Annotated in this window: 14 protein-coding genes and 1 pseudogene; 7 read left to right on the top strand and 8 right to left on the bottom strand. The window is 75.4% G+C overall.

The annotated features are described in order from the left end of the window. Window positions 1-2 precede the first annotated feature (2 nt). Complete coding sequence (locus PV343_RS08685) at window positions 3-2,081, bottom strand: phage holin family protein (protein ID WP_319146216.1); 2,079 nt, start codon at window positions 2,079-2,081, stop codon at window positions 3-5. Between the two features lie 179 nt (window positions 2,082-2,260). Then, a complete protein-coding gene (locus PV343_RS08690; protein ID WP_020943221.1) occupies window positions 2,261-2,692 on the bottom strand; it encodes a hypothetical protein in 432 nt (143 codons plus the stop codon). Between the two features lie 84 nt (window positions 2,693-2,776). Between PV343_RS08690 and PV343_RS08695 the strand changes: the two genes are divergently transcribed. Then, a complete protein-coding gene (locus PV343_RS08695) occupies window positions 2,777-3,550 on the top strand; it encodes an MBL fold metallo-hydrolase (RefSeq protein ID WP_319146217.1) in 774 nt (257 codons plus the stop codon). Then, window positions 3,547-4,179 carry a DedA family protein gene (locus PV343_RS08700; RefSeq protein ID WP_319146218.1) on the top strand — a complete coding sequence of 211 codons (633 nt, stop codon included), beginning with the start codon at window positions 3,547-3,549 and terminating at the stop codon, window positions 4,177-4,179. Before PV343_RS08695 ends, PV343_RS08700 begins: the two co-directional genes overlap by 4 nt. Here PV343_RS08700 and PV343_RS08705 read toward each other — a convergent pair. From PV343_RS08705 to PV343_RS08715, 3 genes are all read right to left on the bottom strand, one after another. Continuing rightward, on the bottom strand, window positions 4,142-5,437 hold the full coding sequence (locus PV343_RS08705; RefSeq protein ID WP_319146219.1) for an MBL fold metallo-hydrolase: 1,296 nt from the start codon (window positions 5,435-5,437) through the stop codon (window positions 4,142-4,144). The genes PV343_RS08700 and PV343_RS08705 overlap by 38 nt on opposite strands. Continuing rightward, window positions 5,434-6,690, bottom strand: coding sequence for an aminotransferase class I/II-fold pyridoxal phosphate-dependent enzyme (locus tag PV343_RS08710; RefSeq protein ID WP_319146220.1), 1,257 nt, complete (start codon window positions 6,688-6,690; stop codon window positions 5,434-5,436). The genes PV343_RS08705 and PV343_RS08710 overlap by 4 nt, the downstream gene beginning before the upstream one ends. A gap of 293 nt (window positions 6,691-6,983) precedes the next feature. After that, on the bottom strand, window positions 6,984-7,910 hold the full coding sequence (locus PV343_RS08715) for a hypothetical protein (protein ID WP_319146221.1): 927 nt from the start codon (window positions 7,908-7,910) through the stop codon (window positions 6,984-6,986). 311 nt (window positions 7,911-8,221) lie between these two features. Here PV343_RS08715 and PV343_RS08720 point away from each other — a divergent pair, with 311 nt between their 5' ends. From PV343_RS08720 to PV343_RS08730, 3 genes are all read left to right on the top strand, one after another. After that, on the top strand, window positions 8,222-10,018 hold the full coding sequence (locus PV343_RS08720; RefSeq protein ID WP_319146222.1) for a thiamine pyrophosphate-requiring protein: 1,797 nt from the start codon (window positions 8,222-8,224) through the stop codon (window positions 10,016-10,018). A gap of 86 nt (window positions 10,019-10,104) precedes the next feature. Continuing rightward, entirely contained in the window at window positions 10,105-10,479 is a 375-nt protein-coding gene (locus tag PV343_RS08725) for a DUF2795 domain-containing protein (protein WP_319146223.1), read from the top strand. A 236-nt stretch (window positions 10,480-10,715) separates the two neighbouring features. Next, window positions 10,716-11,258, top strand: coding sequence for a type 1 glutamine amidotransferase domain-containing protein (locus PV343_RS08730; RefSeq protein ID WP_319146224.1), 543 nt, complete (start codon window positions 10,716-10,718; stop codon window positions 11,256-11,258). Window positions 11,259-11,368: 110 nt separating this feature from the next. Here the strand turns inward: PV343_RS08730 and PV343_RS08735 are convergent. The 3 genes and pseudogenes from PV343_RS08735 to PV343_RS08745 all read right to left on the bottom strand — a co-directional run bounded on the left by PV343_RS08735 (window position 11,369) and on the right by PV343_RS08745 (window position 14,135). Then, window positions 11,369-11,682, bottom strand: a pseudogene (locus tag PV343_RS08735) (DUF6158 family protein). A gap of 134 nt (window positions 11,683-11,816) precedes the next feature. After that, on the bottom strand, window positions 11,817-13,436 hold the full coding sequence (locus PV343_RS08740; RefSeq protein WP_319146226.1) for an ABC-F family ATP-binding cassette domain-containing protein: 1,620 nt from the start codon (window positions 13,434-13,436) through the stop codon (window positions 11,817-11,819). Between the two features lie 42 nt (window positions 13,437-13,478). Further along, a complete protein-coding gene (locus PV343_RS08745) occupies window positions 13,479-14,135 on the bottom strand; it encodes a histidine phosphatase family protein (protein ID WP_319146227.1) in 657 nt (218 codons plus the stop codon). 114 nt (window positions 14,136-14,249) lie between these two features. On the opposite strand from PV343_RS08745, the gene PV343_RS08750 reads away from it, so the two are divergent. Further along, window positions 14,250-15,737, top strand: coding sequence for a bifunctional phosphatase PAP2/diacylglycerol kinase family protein (locus PV343_RS08750; protein WP_319146228.1), 1,488 nt, complete (start codon window positions 14,250-14,252; stop codon window positions 15,735-15,737). A gap of 145 nt (window positions 15,738-15,882) precedes the next feature. Beyond that, entirely contained in the window at window positions 15,883-16,719 is an 837-nt protein-coding gene (locus tag PV343_RS08755) for a class I SAM-dependent methyltransferase (protein ID WP_319146229.1), read from the top strand. Window positions 16,720-16,731: the final 12 nt, after the last annotated feature.

A 16,731-nucleotide genomic window follows, 5' to 3' on the forward strand; every position in this document is an offset into this window, starting at 1 on the left:
TTTCAGGCGGCCCGCTCCTCCCGGGCCGGTTCGGTGAGCGGCACCTGGGGTCCGTCGGCCTCGCGCAGCCAGCGGCGCAGGACGTGGTGCACGTCCTCGGCGCCGACGAGTTCGGCTCCGTCCGCGGCGGGTGCGGACAGGGTGAGCGGGGAGAGCAGGAAGGGCCGGGACTGGGCTCCGCCGAGGCCGCCGTGGGAGCCGATCTGCTCCTCGAAGGCGAGGACCTCGCCGTCGGCGGGGTCGTGGGCGGAGTTGACCATGATGTCGGCGGTGTGCGGGAAGGAGTGGGTGCGGCGGACGGCGTCGGCGGCGCCGGGCCCGAAGCGGGCGAGCGGGCCGGGCTCCTCGTCCAGGTCCGCCAGCGGGATCTCGGTGCCGTACGGTCCGAGGAGCACACCGCCGTGCCGTTCGCTGCGCACCAGCAGGAAGCCGATGCCGGGGTGGTTGGCGAGGGTGGGGAGCAGGGCGGGGTGGCGGGCGTCGATCTCCTCCTTGGTCATGCGGTGCGGCACGTCGGGGAAGGAGACCAGGCCGAGGTTGCCGGAGGCCAGCACGACGGGCTCGGAGTCGCGGTCGGGCCGGGGTGCGTCGTGGCGCTGTGTCTCGGGCCGGCGCAGGGCGGCGCGGACGGCGGCGCGTGCCTCGGCGCCGCTGCGGGTGCGTTCGGCGCGGCGGGGCACGGGCAGGCCGCAGCCGGCCCGGACGAGGTCGGTGAGGGTGAGGCCGTAGCGGGAGCGGAAGGTCTCGCCGGGGCTCTGGCCGTGGTCGGAGAGGACGACGATCCGGTAGGGGCGGCGGGCGTGTTCGGCGGCCTTCTCGACGAGGGCGAGGGAGCGGTCGAGGCGTTGCAGGACCTTGGCGGCGTCGTGGCTGTGCGGTCCGGAGTGGTGGGCGACCTCGTCGTAGGCGACGAGGTCGGCGTAGACGACGGTGCGGCCGGCGAGCAGGTCGCCCATGACGGCGGCGACCACGACGTCGCGTTCGACGACGGTGGCGAAGGCCCGTACCAGGGGGTAGAGGCCGCCGCGGCCCACGCGGGGCCGCTGTCTGCGGAACCGGGCCCGGGTGGACTGGCCGATCTCGCGGCCGACCTCGGCGAGGAAGGACAGGGCGGTGCGGACCGCGTTGGCGGGGTCGGCGAAGTAGGCGAAGTAGCCGGCGCGGGAACGGTTCTCCCGGCCGCGGCGGCGGGCGGCTATGGAGAGCACGAGGGCCTGTTCGCCGGCGCCGCCGCCGAACAGGTTGCCTCGGCTCGCTCCGTCGACCGTGAGCAGCCCGCCGTCGGCCGTATGCGCTGTGGCGCGGCGCTGGAGTTCGGCGGCGCTCGTGGGGCGGTTGCACACCATCACCTCGCCGCGGTCCTTCTCGTACCAGCGGAACGCGGGCACGTCGAAGGTGCTGCCGTGCAGGATGCCCAGCTGGCTGGCGCCGGTCTGGCTGGACCAGTCGGTGCGCCAGGGGGTGAGGCGGTGGGTCGGCTGCATACCGTCGACGGTCGACAGCCAGCGGGCGACGGTCGGCATCAGGCCCTTGGCGACGGCGTCGGTGAGGACGTCGTGGCCGACGCCGTCGAGCTGGATGCAGACGAGTCCGGGGGTGTCGGGGCAGGGCGGGCCGGCTCTGCGGCGGCGGTCGGCCAGCCGCAGCAGGCGGCGGCGGTAGGCGTCGTCGTCGCGTACGACGAGGGCGGCACCGGTGGCCGAGGCGACGGCGGACATGACGGCGGCCACGATGACGGCGGTCTCGGGGGCGACTTCGCCGCGCCCGGAGGGGTTGAGGCGCAGGGCGAGCAGCAGCAGGGAACCGTTGAGGAAGAACACCAGCAGGCCGAGGACCAGGGCCGGCACGAGGAGCAGCAGCCGTACCAGGAGGGGCCAGACGACGGCCGACAGGAGGCCGAAGGCGCCGGCGCCGCAGGCGGCGGTGACGGCGATCCGGGTGGCGCTGTCACCGGTCGGGGACTGGAGCCTGAAGTCGGGCAGCAGGCCCGCGAGGACGAGCATGGTGAGGGTGGAGACCGCCCACACCGTGACGCTCCGCCCTGTCCGACCGGCAATCCGCCGCCACCGCACGCCCCGCACACCTCACGTCCCGGCCCTCCCCCGCCGGTGCGGCGGGGGTTCCCCCTCTCGCCTGGCCCGGCCGGGGGCTTGCTCCACCTTGTCACACGGTGCGGGCGGGGCGGCGGGGCGGTCCGGGAGGCGGGATCGCGGGGTGCGGGCCACGGGGTGCGGCGCGGGCCGGCCGGGGCGGCGGGGCGTCAGCGGCCGTCGTAGCCCGCGGTCGGCATCGACAGTCTGCGGTGCACGTGCGCCTTCATCTGTGCGTCGTACGACGGCTCGGCGCGCCCCACGGTCTCCACGCGCACCCCGCGGCGGGCGCACTCGGCGGTGAACTCCTCCACCGAGGACAGGGCGCGTTCCAGCACACGTCTGCTGGGCGCGACGAACACGTCCACGCCGGACCGGACCCCGTCCCACAGGGCGCAGTGGTCGAACCGCAGGCCGCCGACGAGGAGTTCCCGTGCGACGACGTAGCCGTGCTCGGCCGCCCACCGGGCGCACATGGCGTGCTGGCTGCGGGAGTCCACGAGGAAGGGGTCGGCCTCCAGCTCCTCCAGAGGCGTCAGGCTCGCGATGGCGGTGACCCGCACCGGCGCGAGCCCGCCGCAGGCGCCCCGCAGTTGTCCCATGGCGTCCCCCTCACCTCCGGGTTTCGCCGCCGACCCTACTCCTGCACGTAGGCTTCGGGGAGTCGTGCGAAGGAGGCGAAGAAGGTGCCGGTGGAGATCACCTGGTGGGGTCACGCCACGTGCACGCTCCGGGATTCGAACACACGAGTCCTCACCGATCCCCTGTTCGCCCGCCGGCTGGCGCATCTGCGGCGCCGCCGGGGCCCGGTACCGCCCGCCGAGGCCCACCGCGCGGACGTGGCCCTCGTCTCCCATCTGCACGCCGACCACCTGCACCTGCCCTCGCTGGCCGCGCTCGCCCCGGGCACGCGCCTGCTCGTGCCCCGGGGCGCACCACGGGCGGTACCCGGACTGCGCCGGCTGCGGCAGCTGCGCGTCACCGAGGTCGCGCCCGGGGACCGGGTCCAGGTCGGTGACCTCCTGGTGCGGGTGGTGCCCGCCCGGCACGACGGGCGCCGGCTGCCGGTCGGCCCGCACCGCTCCCCCGCCCTCGGGTACGTGGTCGAGGGCGAGGCGCGCACCTACTTCGCCGGGGACACGGGGCTGTTCGACACCATGGCGGACGAGGTCGGGCCGGTGGACGTGGCGCTGCTGCCGGTGGGCGGCTGGGGCCCCTGTCTCGGTGAGGGGCACCTGGACGCGGGACGGGCGGCGCGGGCGCTGGCCCTGCTGGAGCCGCGGATGGCCGTGCCGGTGCACTACGGGACGTTCTGGCCGATCGGCATGGACGCGGTGCGCCCGCACGAGTTCCACACGCCGGGCGAGGAGTTCGTGCGGCTGGCCGCCGCCGCCGCGCCGCAGGTGGCCGTGCACCGGCTGGAGCACGGGGAGAGCGTGCGGCTGGAGGTCGCGCGGTGAGATGGCCGTCCTCCGCGGTGCCGCTGGCCGGCGCCGCGACGTCCACGGTGCCACCGGAGGTCACGCAGCAGGCGCTCGGGTATCCGTCGCTGTTCCTGCTGGTGCTGATCGGCGCGCTGGTGCCGGTGGTGCCGACGGGCGCGCTGGTCAGCTCCGCCGCGGTGGTGGCGTTCCACCGGACGGCGCCGTTCTCGCTGGCGCTGCTGTTCGTGACCGCCTCGCTGGCGGCGTTCCTGGGGGACGCGGCGCTGTACTGGCTCGGGCGGCGCGGGCTGCGGTCGAAGAACGGGTCGCGCTGGCTGGAGGCGATCCGCTCGCGGGCGCCGGAGGAGCGGCTCGCGCAGGCGCAGGGGAAGCTGGCCGAGCACGGGGTCGCCGTGCTGGTGCTGTCCCGGCTGGTGCCGGCGGGGCGCATACCCGTGATGCTGGCGTGTCTGCTGGCCGAGTGGCCGCTGCGGCGGTTCTCGCGCGGCAACCTGCCGGCGTGCCTGGCGTGGGCGCTGACGTATCAGGTGATCGGGATACTGGGCGGTTCGCTGTTCCCGGAGCCCTGGGAGGGTGTGGTGGCGGCGATCGCGCTGACGCTGGCGATCAGCGCGGTGCCGAGTCTCGTGCGGCGGGTGCGCTAGCGGCGCCGGTGACCGGGCGGGCGGGGCCGTCGGCGTCCGGGCCGAGCAGACCGGACGCGCCGATCGGGAGGTCCCAGAGGTTCTCGCGCGCCAGTTGGGCCTTCTCCCAGGCCGACCTCACCCGGGTGAGCGGCTCCAGGACCGGTTCGGCCGACAGCACGAAGGTGCCCCAGTGCATGGGCGCCATCCGGCTCGCGCCCACGTCCAGGGTGGCCTGGACGGCCTCCTCCGGGTCGCAGTGGACGTCGCAGAGCCACCAGCGGGGGTCGTAGGCGCCGATGGGCATGAGCGCAAGGTCGATTCCCGGATAGCGGCGGCCGATACGGGTGAACCAGTGCCCGTACCCGGTGTCGCCGGCGAAGTACAGGCGCGGGCCGTCGGCGGCGGTCAGCACCCAGCCGCCCCAGAGGCTGTGGCAGGTGTCGGTGAGGGTGCGCTTGGACCAGTGGTGGGCGGGCACGAAGTCGAAGCGGACGCCGGACAGTTCGGCCCCCTCCCACCAGTCCAGCTCGGTGACGCGGGTGAACCGGCGCCGCCGGAACCAGCCGCCGAGGCCGGCCGGTACGAACACCGGTGTCGCGCGCGGGAGTCGGCGCAGGGTGGGGGCGTCCAGGTGGTCGTAGTGGTTGTGGCTGATGACGACCGCGTCGACGGGCGGCAGGGCCTCCCAGGGCACGCCCACGGGGGTGATGCGGGCCGGGGTGCCGAGGATACGGCGGGACCACACGGGGTCGGTGAGCACGGTCAGGCCGCCCACCTGGACGATCCAGCTGGCGTGTCCCGCCCAGGTCACGGCGACCGTGCCGGTGCCGGGGCGGGGCAGCTCGGCGGGTGCGTAGGGAAGTCCGGGGATGTCGGCGAGGCCCTCGGGACCGGGGCGTACGGCGCCCTCGCGGGCGAAGCGGGCGAGGGCCTTGAGGCCGGGCAGGGGCGCGGTGAGCCGGTCGTGGAAGGTGCGCGGCCAGACGCGGTGCTCACCGAGCGGCCGGGGCTCGGCCAGCGGCGGGAAAGGGGGCGCGAGGGCGGCGCGGGCGACGGGGGCGAAGGGGACGGCGGCGGCGTGGCCGGTGGGGTGCGGATCCGCCCGGCGGGCGTCTGCCGGGCGGACCTCCGCAGGGTGGGCGTCCGCGTGGGCGTCCGCGTGGGCATCCGCCGGGTGGGCGCCGGGCGGGTGCGGGCCGGGCGTGGTGGTCACGTCGTCTGCGGTGGTCGCGGTGGCCGACCCGGGCTCACGCGTCTGCTGCGTCTGCTGCGTCATCGAGGAGGCTCCCGTCGCCGAGCGTCGTCGCGGAGATCGCCGAAGGCCGACCCCAAGGAGTTCAACGCGCGTTGCACGTGTGGCAGTTCCAGCGGCGCGGGTGAGTCGAGGCTTTCCGCGCGTTCCTCGTCCGTGCCGCCCAGCAGGGGCCCGGTGGCGAGCCGTACGCGCAGGGCCTGGAGGTCGTCGCCGAAGCGGTGGCCGCCGGGCGCGGGCATGCCGAGCCGGGCGGAGAGGAACTCCTCCAGCTCCTGGGCGTCGCCGACGCCCTGCTGGGCGAGCGCCTCGCGCAGCGGGCCGAGGTCGACGTACAGGTGGCGCCCGGCCTGGGGCGGCCGGGCGAGCGCGCCGGCCGCGACGACCACGCCGTGCGCGGCGGCGGCCACGCGCGCGTGCAGGCGGACGGCGGCTTCCCGGCGTTCGGTGACGGGCCCGGGTTCGTCGAGCGCGTACCCGGCGGCGGCGGCGACCGGCGCGGCGATCCGGGCGTCGAGCGCGGTGAGGACGTCCAGCACGCGCGCGTGCAGGCGTTCCCCCTCCGCGCCGGCCGGAAAACGGGCCACGGCGGCGGGCCAGCCGGCCGGCAGCAGGGCACCGGCCAGGTCGCTGACGACGGTGACCCGGTCGGGCAGCATCTCGGCGGGGCTGAGCAGCACACTCTGGTGCGGGTCGTGCAGGGTGTCGCGCCAGGTCTCGTCGCTGACCAGGTGCAGTCCCTCGGCGGCGGCCGCCTCGACGGTCTCGTGCAGCAGCTCGGGCGGGGCGACGGTCGCGGTGGGGTCGTCGGCCACCGACAGCACCAGCAGCCGGGGGTCGCCGCCCTCGTCACGGACCCGGCGGACGGTCTCCAGCAGGGCGTACAGGTCGGGGACACCGCCGCACTCGGCCGGGGTCGGCACATGGTAGACGGGCCTGCCGAGCAGGCGGGCGTACGGCGCCCACCAGGCGGCGCACGGCCGCGGCACGAGCACGTCACCGCCCTCGCCGGAGAGCGCGGCGGTCAGGGCGAGCAACAGGGCGGGCGCGCCGGGTCCGGCGGCCACCCGGTCGGGGACGCAGGACAGCCCGCGCCGGGTCCAGTAGCCGCACGCCGCCTCCAGCAGGGCGGGGGCGCCGCCGACGGGCTGGGCCTCGGCGCGGCCCGCCGCGGCGGCGAGGTGGGCGGCGAGTTCGGGCAGGACCGGCAGGCCGTCGCCGGGCGGGGGCGGCCCGTAGCGGACGGGGCCGTGGCCCTCGGGGTCCGTCCGCCGCATGTCCGCCTCCGCGCAGTCCGTGGTGGTGCCGTGTGGTGTTCTCGTGCGGGCCGTGCGGGCCGTGCGTCCCTCCTCGTCCGCCGTAGCGGGGGTACCGGCCGCGCGGCCGGTGCCTCCGGTTCTCCCGGCTGCTGCGGTGTCTGCCGTGCCGGTCGTGACTGTCGCGCTCGCCGTGTCCGCTGATGCCCTCCGGTGGTGTGTACCCGGTGGGCGGTGCTCCATGGCCCGCGGCCCGCTTCGTCCGTGTCGTCACGCGGTCCGTTCGGCACGCCGGGTGCGCGGGGTGCGTGTGTTCAGTCGTTCGCGTACCTCCGGCGGCCGAGGAGCCGGTGGACGGCGCCCGCGCAGGCGGCGGCGATCAGCACGCTCCCGGCGACCAGCGCGGGCACCGAGTCGGTGAAGGTGCCGCCCTCGCCCGCCTGGACCCCGCTCTGCACCGTCGCCGGGGAGCAGTCGTCGTCCCCGCCGTCGCGGGACTCGCGGCAGCCGTCCCCGTGGCACTCCCCCTGCCCCCGGCACTGGCCCTGATCCTGGCCCTGGCCGTGCCCCTGAGCCTGCCCTTGGCCTTGGCCCTGCTCGTGGCCCTGACCCTGTCCCTGGCCCTGGCCCTGTCCCTGGGGCTGCGGCCGGGCAGACCCCGTCTCCGCGCCCGTCCCCGACCCCGTCTGCGGCCGCGGCGCCTGTCCCTGCTGCTGGCCCTGGCCCGGCACCTGACCCTGCCCCGGCGCCTGGCTCTGACCCGACTCCGGCTGCGGCTGCCTCGCCGCCGCGGACCCCGACCCGAGGTCCGCCCCGGTACCCGGCCCGAGGTCCGACCCCGCACCCGCCCCGGAGTCCGCCCCCTCCCCCGCCACCTGGCCGCTCTCCTGCCCCCACTCCGGTTCCTGCCCCGATCCCGGCTCGGGGGCCAGCCCCGGGGTCATCCGCGGGTCCAGGGCCGATCCGGCCGTCCCGCCGCCCGGCTGACCCTCGTCTCCGCCGCAGGGGGCGCCGCCGTCGGCGGCCGTCGTCCCGGTGGTGTCGAGGGGGTCGGGCTCCGGTCCGGTGAGCGGTTCGCAGAGCGGGGAGTCGGTGAGCGGGGAGACGGTGAGCGGGGCGGCGGGCCCGCTGGTGCCGGGGTTCGCCCCGGCCCGTGGGTGCGCGGAGGTCGCGGGCCCGGCTATGACGAGCGCGGCCCCGGCCAGGACGGTGGCGGACAGGGCTCGGGCGGTGCGGCGCATGGGGCGGGCTCCTCGGCAGGACGGCGGGCGGGACGGTCTCGACGGCGGCCGGGCCGGGAGCCGGAGGACACGGGGTGTCGGGCCCTCGCTGCCATCACAGCCCGCCGGGCGCCGCACCGCGCGCGGCCGGGCCCCATTCGCGGGACGCGAACGGCCTATCGGGTGATCCCCCGGACCGGGACCGTTGTCGGCCGGTCTCCGGCGAACGGGCCCCGCGGGCCGCCCGGACAGGTTTTCCGCACGTCGTGACGGAGACTCGGTAGCCGCTGACCGGATCGTCCGCTTCGCACCGCACCGGGGAGGTCCCCTTCATGAGCACCAAGGTCTCCGATCACATCCTCGAACGTCTGCGCGCCTGGGGTGTGGAACAGGTCTTCGGCTATCCCGGGGACGGCATCAACGGCCTGCTGGCCGCTTGGGGACGAGCCGACGACAAGCCGCGTTTCATCCAGTCCCGGCACGAGGAGATGTCCGCCTTCGAAGCGGTCGGGTACGCGAAGTTCAGCGGCCGGCTCGCGGTGTGCGCGGCGACCTCCGGACCCGGCGCGATCCATCTGCTGAACGGTCTCTACGACGCCAAGCTGGACCATGTGCCGGTGCTGGCGATCGTCGGCCAGACGAACCGGACCGCGATGGGCGGGTCCTACCAGCAGGAGATCGACCTGCACACGCTCTACAAGGACGTCGCCTCGGAGTTCGTGGAGACGGTGACCGTCCCGGAGCAGCTGCCGAACGTGATCGACCGGGCGATCCGCACGGCCTACGCCCGGCGCTGCCCGACCGCGGTGATCATCCCCGCCGACGTGCAGGAACTGGACTACTCGCCGCCCACGCACGCGTTCAAGATGGTGCCCTCCAGCCTGGGCATGAGCGACTACACGGCGGTCCCGTCGGACGACGCGCTGCGCCGGGCGGCGGAGGTGCTGAACGAGGGGGACAAGGTGGCCGTCCTCGTCGGCCAGGGGGCCGCCGGGGCGGTGGCGGAGGTGCAGGAGATCGCCGAGCTGCTGGGGGCGGGCGTCGCGAAGGCGCTGCTCGGCAAGGACGTGCTCAGCGACGAACTGCCCTACGTCACCGGGCCGATCGGCCTGCTGGGCAGCCGGCCGTCGTACGAGATGATGCGCGACTGCGACACGCTGCTGACGATCGGCTCGTCGTTCCCGTACACGCAGTTCATGCCGGAGTTCGGCAAGGCGCGCGGGGTGCAGATCGACATCGACCCGCACATGATCGGCATGCGGTTCCCGTACGAGGTGAACCTGGTCGGCGACGCGCGGGCGACGCTGCAGCGCCTGATCCCGCTGCTGCAGACCGACCGCGGCGGGCGCGAGTGGCACGACACCGTCTGCGACAACGTCAAGCGCTGGCACGAGACGATGGAGCGGCGGGCGGGCCTGTCGGCGGATCCGATCAACCCCGAGTACGTGGCCCGGGCGCTGGACCCGCTGCTGCCGGACAACGTGATCGTGACGTCCGACTCCGGGTCGGTGGCGAACTGGTACGCGCGGCACATCACCATGCGGCCGGGCATGCGCGGGTCGCTGTCCGGGACGCTGGCGACGATGGGGCCGGGGGTGCCGTACGCGATCGGCGCGAAGTTCGCGCACCCGGACCGGCCGGTGGTGGCGCTGGTCGGTGACGGCGCGATGCAGATGAACGGTCTCGCGGAGATGATCACGGCGGCGAAGTACCGGGACCGCTGGTCGGACCCGCGGCTGGTGGTGGGCGTGTGGAACAACCGCGACCTGAACCAGGTGACGTGGGAGATGCGCGCGATGGAGGGCTCGCCGTCCTTCCTGCCGTCCCAGCAGATCCCGGACGTGCAGTACGCGGCGTTCGCCCGGTCGCTGGGCCTGACCGGGGTGCGGGTGGAGAAGCCCGAGGACGTGGAGGCGGGCTGGCGGGCCGCCCTGGAGGCCGACGGGCCGGCGGTGATCGAGTTCCTCACCGACCCGGCCGTGCCGCCGATCCCGCCGCACGCCACCTGGGAGCAGATGGAGGCGACGGCCACGGCGATCCTCAAGGGCGACGCGGACCGCGGTTCGATGATCAGGCAGGGGCTGAAGGCGAAGATGCAGGAGTTTCTGCCGGGTCACGACAAACACTAGCGAGACGGCCGGTTCCCGGCCCGGCACCCGGTGTCGGTCTTCCGGTGCCGGGTACGCGGGCGGACCCCGAACATGTGGAGTGAGAGATGCAGCGAGGCAGTGACCGGCTGAGCGTCCACCGGGACGACGAGATGAAGCACGAGCTCAAGGGCCTGCTGGGGTCCGGGCACCCGACGCGGACCGAGGAGTGGCACGACCCGGAGCCGGCGGCCGACGACGACCCCGAGGTCTGGAGCGGCCCGGTCGGCGGTCTGGGTTCGCCGGCGTCCCTGGAGCGGGTGCGGCTGGAGCTGGCCAGGCACCTGAGCCGGCACTCCTTCCCGGCGGACGCCGGGGAGGCGGCCCGTGCCCTGCGGCGCGGCAACGCGCCCACGCCGCTGGTCGACGCGGTGGCCCGGCTGCCGCGCGCGGAGCGGTACGCCAATGTGCAGCAGCTCGCGGAGGCGCTGGTGGGCGAGTGACGCGGCGCCAGGCGGTGGAGATCGCGGCGACCGGAGGGAAGGTCGACGTCGGACCGGGCGCTGCACCGGCGCACCCGGATCGAGGACACCTCCGCGCTGCCCCGGCTGCACGCGGTGCCTGTGTGCTCGTGCCGTACGGCGAGAGTTGCTGCGCTGCCGGCGGGCGGCGGGTGTGAGGAAGCGGCGGGCCCGGGCCGCGGAGCCGGCCGGCCCGCCGGGAAAGGAAAGGGAGGATCATGCGTATCGCGTTTCTGGTGGCACCCGAGGGCGTCGAGCAGGTCGAGCTGACCGAGCCGTGGAAGGCGGCGTCCGACGCGGGGCACGAACCGGTGCTGGTGTCGACGGAGTCCGGGGAGGTCCAGGCGTTCAACCATCTGGACAAGGGGGACACCTTCCCCGTGGACGAGGTGGTGGGCGAGGCGTCGGCCGGGTCGTTCGGCGCCCTGGTCCTGCCGGGCGGGGTGGCCAATCCGGACTTCCTGCGGATGGACGAGAAGGCCGTCGCGTTCGTGAAGGACTTCTTCGACGGGGGCCGTCCGGTGGCGGCCATCTGTCATGCGCCGTGGACGCTGGTGGAGGCCGGTGTCGTGCGCGGCCGGGTGCTGACGTCGTGGCCGAGTCTGCGGACGGACATCGAGAACGCGGGCGGCACCTGGGTGGACGAGCAGGTGAAGATCTGCGACCACGGCTCGAACCAGCTCGTGACCAGCCGCAAGCCGGACGATCTGAAGGCGTTCTGCGACGCGTTCGTCCACGTGTTCGCGGGTGAGGTGGGCTGACCCCCACCGCACCGCGCACGGCCACCCCGCCGGTTTTCGACGAGGGCCGGTCCGCGTCACCGCGGGCCGGCCCTCCCGCGTGCGGCCGCCCGGGACCGGCCGGGGCCGCCTCAGGTGCCGGAGGCGGGCGGGGTCGCCGCCTCGCCACAGCCGCGTTCGCGGGCGCCCTCGCGGGTGCGGCCCGCGCTGACCAGGCGGCGCGGGTTGCGGCGCAGGTACTCGCCCTCGAGCTGTGCCATGCGCTCGTTGTGCGCCCGCAACGCGTCGTTCGAGCCGTACAGGAGGGTGTCGTGGCGCGTGCGGTGGATCGTCTCCAGCTCCTTCATGAGCTGCAGGTCGTCCAGCCGGCTGGGGTCGACTCCGGTCATGGTGTGCCCCGCTCGTCGTGGTCGTGTCCGTGCCGTACGGGTACCCCGCCCGGCATGCGGTGCTCCCGGCGGGTTTCCGGGAGCCCTGGAGCGAGCCGTGGAGCGCGCGTTCCTGAACCCACTGTACGAACATCCCGGGTCGCCGTCCCGGCGGGCCGGCGGCCGCCCGCCGGGACGGCCGCGGCGGGGGCTAGCGGGCCCGCTCCACCCTGCGCTCGTCCCACACGGGCTCCGGGGTCTCGCGGACCCGGCCGTCGCTGCCGAAGACCAGGAAGCGGTCGAAGGAGCGGGCGAACCAGCGGTCGTGGGTGACCGCGAGCACCGTGCCGTCGAAGGCCTCCAGGCCCTCCTGGAGGGCCTCGGCGGACTCCAGGTCGAGGTTGTCGGTCGGCTCGTCCAGCAGCAGGGCGGTGACGCCCTGGAGCTCCAGCAGGAGGATCTGGAAGCGGGCCTGCTGGCCGCCGGAGAGCCGTTCGAAGGACTGCTCCGCCTGGCCGGTCAGCTCGTAGCGGCGCAGCCGGGACATGGCCGCGCCCCGGTCCTGGGCGTGGTCCTTCCACAGGATGTCGAGCAGGGTGCGCCCGCGCAGCTCGGGGTGGGCGTGGGTCTGGGCGAAGTGGCCGGGCACGACGCGCGCGCCGAGCTTCCACTGCCCCGTGTGCGCGACGTCCTCGCCGGCCAGCAGCCGAAGGAAGTGCGACTTGCCCGACCCGTTGGAGCCGAGCACGGCGACCCGTTCGCCGTAGAACACCTCCAGGTCGAAGGGGCGCATCAGGCCCGTCAGTTCGAGCTGGGCGCAGGTGACGGCGCGTACGCCGGTGCGGCCGCCCTTCAGGCGCATGGTGATGTCCTGCTCGCGCGGCGGCTCGGGCGGCGGCCCGGCCTCCTCGAACTTGCGCAGGCGGGTCTGCGCGGCCGCGTAGCGGGAGGCCATCTCGTGGCTGACGGCGGCGGCCTGGCGCAGGTTGAGGACGAGTTTCTTCAGCTGGGCGTGCTTCTCGTCCCAGCGGCGGCGCAGTTCCTCGAAGCGCGCGAAGCGTTCGCGGCGGGCGTCGTGGTAGGTGGCGAAGCCGCCGCCGTGCACCCAGGCATCGGCGCCGGCGGGTCCCGGCTCCACGGAGACGATCTTCTCGGCGGCCCGGGCGAGGAGTTCGCGGTCGTGGGAGACGAACAGGACCGTCTTGCGGGTCTCCTTGAGCTGCTGCTCCAGCCAGCGCTTGCCGGGGACGTCCAGGTAGTTGTCCGGCTCGTCGAGGAGCAGCACCTCGTCGGTGCCGCGCAGCAGCGCCTCCAGGACGAGGCGTTTCTGCTCGCCGCCGGAGAGGGTGCTCACCTGCCGCCACTGGGCGCGTTCGTAGGGCATGCCGAGGGCGGCGGTGGTGCACATGTCCCACAGCGTCTCGGCCTCGTAGCCGCGTGCCTCGGCCCAGTCGGCGAGGGCCTGGGCGTAGGCGAGCTGGGCGGCCTCGTCGTCGACGGTCATGATGCCGTGCTCGGCCCGGTCCACGGCCCGGGCCGCCTCGCGGATGCGCGGCGGGGCGACGGAGACCAGCAGGTCGCGGACGGTCGTCTCGTCCCGCACGGAGCCGACGAACTGGCGCATCACGCCGAGGCCACCGCTGACGGTGACCTGGCCGCCGTGCGGCTTCAGCTCGCCGGAGATCAGCCGGAGCAGGGTGGTCTTGCCCGCGCCGTTGGGGCCGACCAGCGCGACGGCCGCGCCCTCGCCGACCCGGAAGGAGACATCGCCGAGCAGCGTCCTGCCGTCGGGGAGGTGGTATTCGAGGTGCGCGGCTTCCAGATGTCCCATGAGGGGGCATTCTGCGGGGCGTCCCCGACCTGGGGCAAACGCTTATCCGGCCGGGTTCACGGGCTGCCCGGCCGGACCGCCCTCTCCGGCCGGTACGACGGTGGCGCCGGCCCAGGACAGGGCCTTCCAGCCGTCGGCGGGTGAACCGTCCAGGACCACCACGCCGGTGTTGGCCAGCGGGCGGGCGGCGGCGAAGGCCACGTCGACGTTGGCGGCGCGGGCGGCGGTCCACATGCGGATGGCGGCGCCGTGGCTGACCATCGCGACGGCGGCGGCGCCGCTCGCGGCGGCTTCGGCGACGACCTCGTCGTAGCGGGCCAGCGCCTCCTCGCCGCTCTCCCCGCCGGGCATGCGCAGCGCCAGGTCGCCGGCCGCCCAGGCGAACACGGTGCGCAGGTACCGCTCGCCCTCCGGGGAGCCGCCCGGCCGCATCTCCAGGTCGCCCGCGGACACCTCGCGCAGGCCGGCGCGTACGACCGTCTCCAGGCCGCGGACGGCGGCCAGCGGGGCGGCGGTGAGCCGGGCGCGCAGCAGGTCGGAGGCGTAGACGGCGTCGATGTGCTCGCCGGCGAGGGCCTCGGGCAGGGCGGCGGCCTGCTGTGCGCCGAGCGGGGTCAGGCCCGGTCCCGGGGCGGCGGTGTCCAGCAGCCGGTCCAGGTTGGACGGGGTCTGGCCGTGCCGGACGAGCAGCAGGCGCATCGGGGTCTCCTCCGCGGCGATCAGGTCCGGGCGGGCCGGGCGGGCCGGGCCGGGCCGTCAGGCGGTCGGCGTACCCGGGAACAAGAAACGGCGGCTTCAGGGTAACCGCACCCCATGAGCGCAGACGTCGACCTGACCGCCGTCCCGAAGAGCGGCCGGCATGCCCTGCGGGCGCTGCTGGCCGCCGACACCCGGCTGTTCGAAGCGGCCGCCGCGTGGCACTGGCCCGGTGCCGAGCGGGTGCTGCCGCGGCTGAGCCGGAGCGCGAACCACGGGGTGCTGTGGTTCGCCGCGGCCGCCGCGATCGCGGCCAGCCGGACGCCGCGGGCCCGGCGGGCCGCCACCCGCGGGATCGCCTCGCTGAGCCTGGCCTCCCTGACCATCAACACGCTCGGCAAGCGCTCGGTGCGCCGCGCCCGGCCGGTGCTGGACCCGGTGCCGGCGGTGCGGCAGCTCAAGCGGCAGCCGATCACCACGTCCTTCCCGTCGGGGCACGCCGCCTCGGCGGCCGCCTTCGCGACCGGGGTGGCGCTGGAGTCGCCGCGCTGGGGTGCGGTGGTGGCGCCCGTGGCGTTCTCGGTGGCCATGTCGCGGGTGTACACGGGCGTGCACTTCCCCAGCGACGTCCTGGCGGGGGCGGCGCTCGGCGCGGGCGCCGCGTTCGCCGTCCGGGGCCTGGTGCCGACCCGCGCCCAGATCACCCCGCCGCCGCGGCCGCGGGCCGAGGCGGCGGCCCTGCCGGAGGGCGAGGGTCTGGTGGTCGTGGCCAACCGCTCCTCGGGCTCGTCCGACCGGGTGGGCGTCCTGCAGGCGGCGCTGCCCGGCGCGGAGATCGTGGAGTGCGAGCCGCAGGACGTGCCGGCCGAGCTGGAGAAGGCGGCGGCCCGGGCGCGGGCGCTCGGGGTCTGCGGGGGCGACGGGACGGTGAACGCGGCGGCCGCGGTGGCGATGCGGCACGGCCTGCCGCTGGCGGTGCTGCCCGGGGGCACGCTCAACCACTTCGCCTACGACCTGCGCCTGGAGGACGAGCGCAAGGTCGCCGACGCCGTGCGGGCGGGCGAGGCGGTCCGCGTCGACGTGGGCCGGTTCGCCGCGGGGCGGCAGGAGGGCATCTTCGTCAACACGTTCAGCCTGGGCGTCTACCCGGAGCTGGTGCGCGAGCGGGAGCGCTGGTCCAAGCGGATCGGCGGCTGGCCGGCCGGGGTGCTCGGCGCGATGAAGGTGCTGCGCGCCGACCGGCACCCGCTGGAGGTCGAGCTCGGCGGCCGGCAGCGCCCGCTGTGGCTGCTGTTCGTGGGCAACGGCGTCTACCACCGGATGGGGCTCGCGCCCGGCCGCCGCACCGACCTGGCGGACGGGCTCCTGGACGTGCGGGTCGTGCACGGCAGCCGCAGGCCCGCGCTGCGGCTGCTGGCGGCGGCGGCGGCCGGCCCGCTCACCCGGTCGCCCGCGCACGCGGCGGTGCAGCTCGACCGGCTGCGGCTGACGGGCCTGGCCCCGGGCACGCCGCTGGCGTACGACGGCGAGGTGACCGAGGTCGAGGGCGACGTGCTGGTGGAGAAGCTGCCCGAGGCGCTGACGGTGTACCGGCCGCTCAGCTGACGCACCCCGGGCGGCGCCCTGGCATGTCCGCATCGTGAAACGCTGGTCTCATCATTCGGCACGGCGGCGTACTGTCGGCGTACCGCGCCGGGGGCCGTCCGGTCCCCGGCAGCGGTCCGTCGACGAGGGGCGAAGGGGCACAGCCATGCCGGGAACGCAGGGGACCGAACCGCAGGAGACCGCCGTCTACACGCACGGGCACCACGAGTCCGTGCTGCGGTCGCACACCTGGCGGACCGCCGCCAACTCCGCCGCCTACCTGCTGGGCGTGCTCAAGCCCCACATGCGGATCCTGGACATCGGCTGCGGCCCCGGCACCATCACCGCCGACCTGGCGGAACGGGTGCCCGACGGCCATGTCACCGGTGTCGACCACGCGCCCGGCATCCTGCGCCGGGCACAGGAGACCGCCGCCGGGCGCGGCCTGGCCAACGTGGACTTCGCGGTCGCCGACGTGCACCGCCTGGACTACCCGGACGACACGTTCTGCGTGGTCCACGCCCACCAGGTGCTGCAGCACGTCGGCGACCCGGTTCAGGCCCTGCGCGAGATGGCCCGGGTCACCAGGCCGGGCGGCTTCGTCGCCGTGCGCGACGCGGACTACGCGGCGATGACCTGGTACCCGGCGGTGCCGGGCCTGGACGACTGGCTGGACCTGTACGAGCGGGTCGCGCGCGCCAACGGCGGCGAGCCCGACGCGGGACGCCGGCTGAAGGCCTGGGCGCTGGCCGCGGGGCTGACGGACGTCACGGCCGGCTCCGGCACCTGGACCTTCGCCACGCCCGAGGAGCGGGCCTGGTGGAGCGGGCTGTGGGCGGACCGCACCCTGGCCTCGGCCTACGCGGAGCGGGCCACCGAGGGCGGCCACGCCACACCGGAACTGCTGGAGGCGGTGTCCGCGGCCTGGCGGGAGTGGGGGCGGCGGGAGGACGGCTGGTTCACGGTGCTGCACGGGGAGATCCTGTGCCGCAAGGAAGCGTGACGCGCCGGACAC

The organism is Streptomyces sp. WI03-4A, from assembly GCF_033792105.1.
Classification (GTDB): Bacteria; Actinomycetota; Actinomycetes; order Streptomycetales; family Streptomycetaceae; genus Streptomyces; species Streptomyces collinus_A.

What these genes read in the sequence shown, in the direction of transcription:
- PV343_RS08690 (WP_020943221.1), bottom strand. Translation starts at nt 2,692, where the DNA reads ATGGGACAACTGCGGGGCGCCTGCGGCGGGCTCGCGCCGGTGCGGGTC.
- PV343_RS08750 (WP_319146228.1), top strand. Translation starts at nt 14,250, where the DNA reads ATGAGCGCAGACGTCGACCTGACCGCCGTCCCGAAGAGCGGCCGGCAT.
- PV343_RS08745 (WP_319146227.1), bottom strand. Translation starts at nt 14,135, where the DNA reads ATGCGCCTGCTGCTCGTCCGGCACGGCCAGACCCCGTCCAACCTGGAC.
- PV343_RS08725 (WP_319146223.1), top strand. Translation starts at nt 10,105, where the DNA reads ATGCAGCGAGGCAGTGACCGGCTGAGCGTCCACCGGGACGACGAGATG.
- PV343_RS08715 (WP_319146221.1), bottom strand. Translation starts at nt 7,910, where the DNA reads ATGCGCCGCACCGCCCGAGCCCTGTCCGCCACCGTCCTGGCCGGGGCC.
- PV343_RS08710 (WP_319146220.1), bottom strand. Translation starts at nt 6,690, where the DNA reads ATGCGGCGGACGGACCCCGAGGGCCACGGCCCCGTCCGCTACGGGCCG.
- PV343_RS08730 (WP_319146224.1), top strand. Translation starts at nt 10,716, where the DNA reads ATGCGTATCGCGTTTCTGGTGGCACCCGAGGGCGTCGAGCAGGTCGAG.
- PV343_RS08720 (WP_319146222.1), top strand. Translation starts at nt 8,222, where the DNA reads ATGAGCACCAAGGTCTCCGATCACATCCTCGAACGTCTGCGCGCCTGG.
- PV343_RS08755 (WP_319146229.1), top strand. Translation starts at nt 15,883, where the DNA reads ATGCCGGGAACGCAGGGGACCGAACCGCAGGAGACCGCCGTCTACACG.
- PV343_RS08705 (WP_319146219.1), bottom strand. Translation starts at nt 5,437, where the DNA reads ATGACGCAGCAGACGCAGCAGACGCGTGAGCCCGGGTCGGCCACCGCG.
- PV343_RS08740 (WP_319146226.1), bottom strand. Translation starts at nt 13,436, where the DNA reads ATGGGACATCTGGAAGCCGCGCACCTCGAATACCACCTCCCCGACGGC.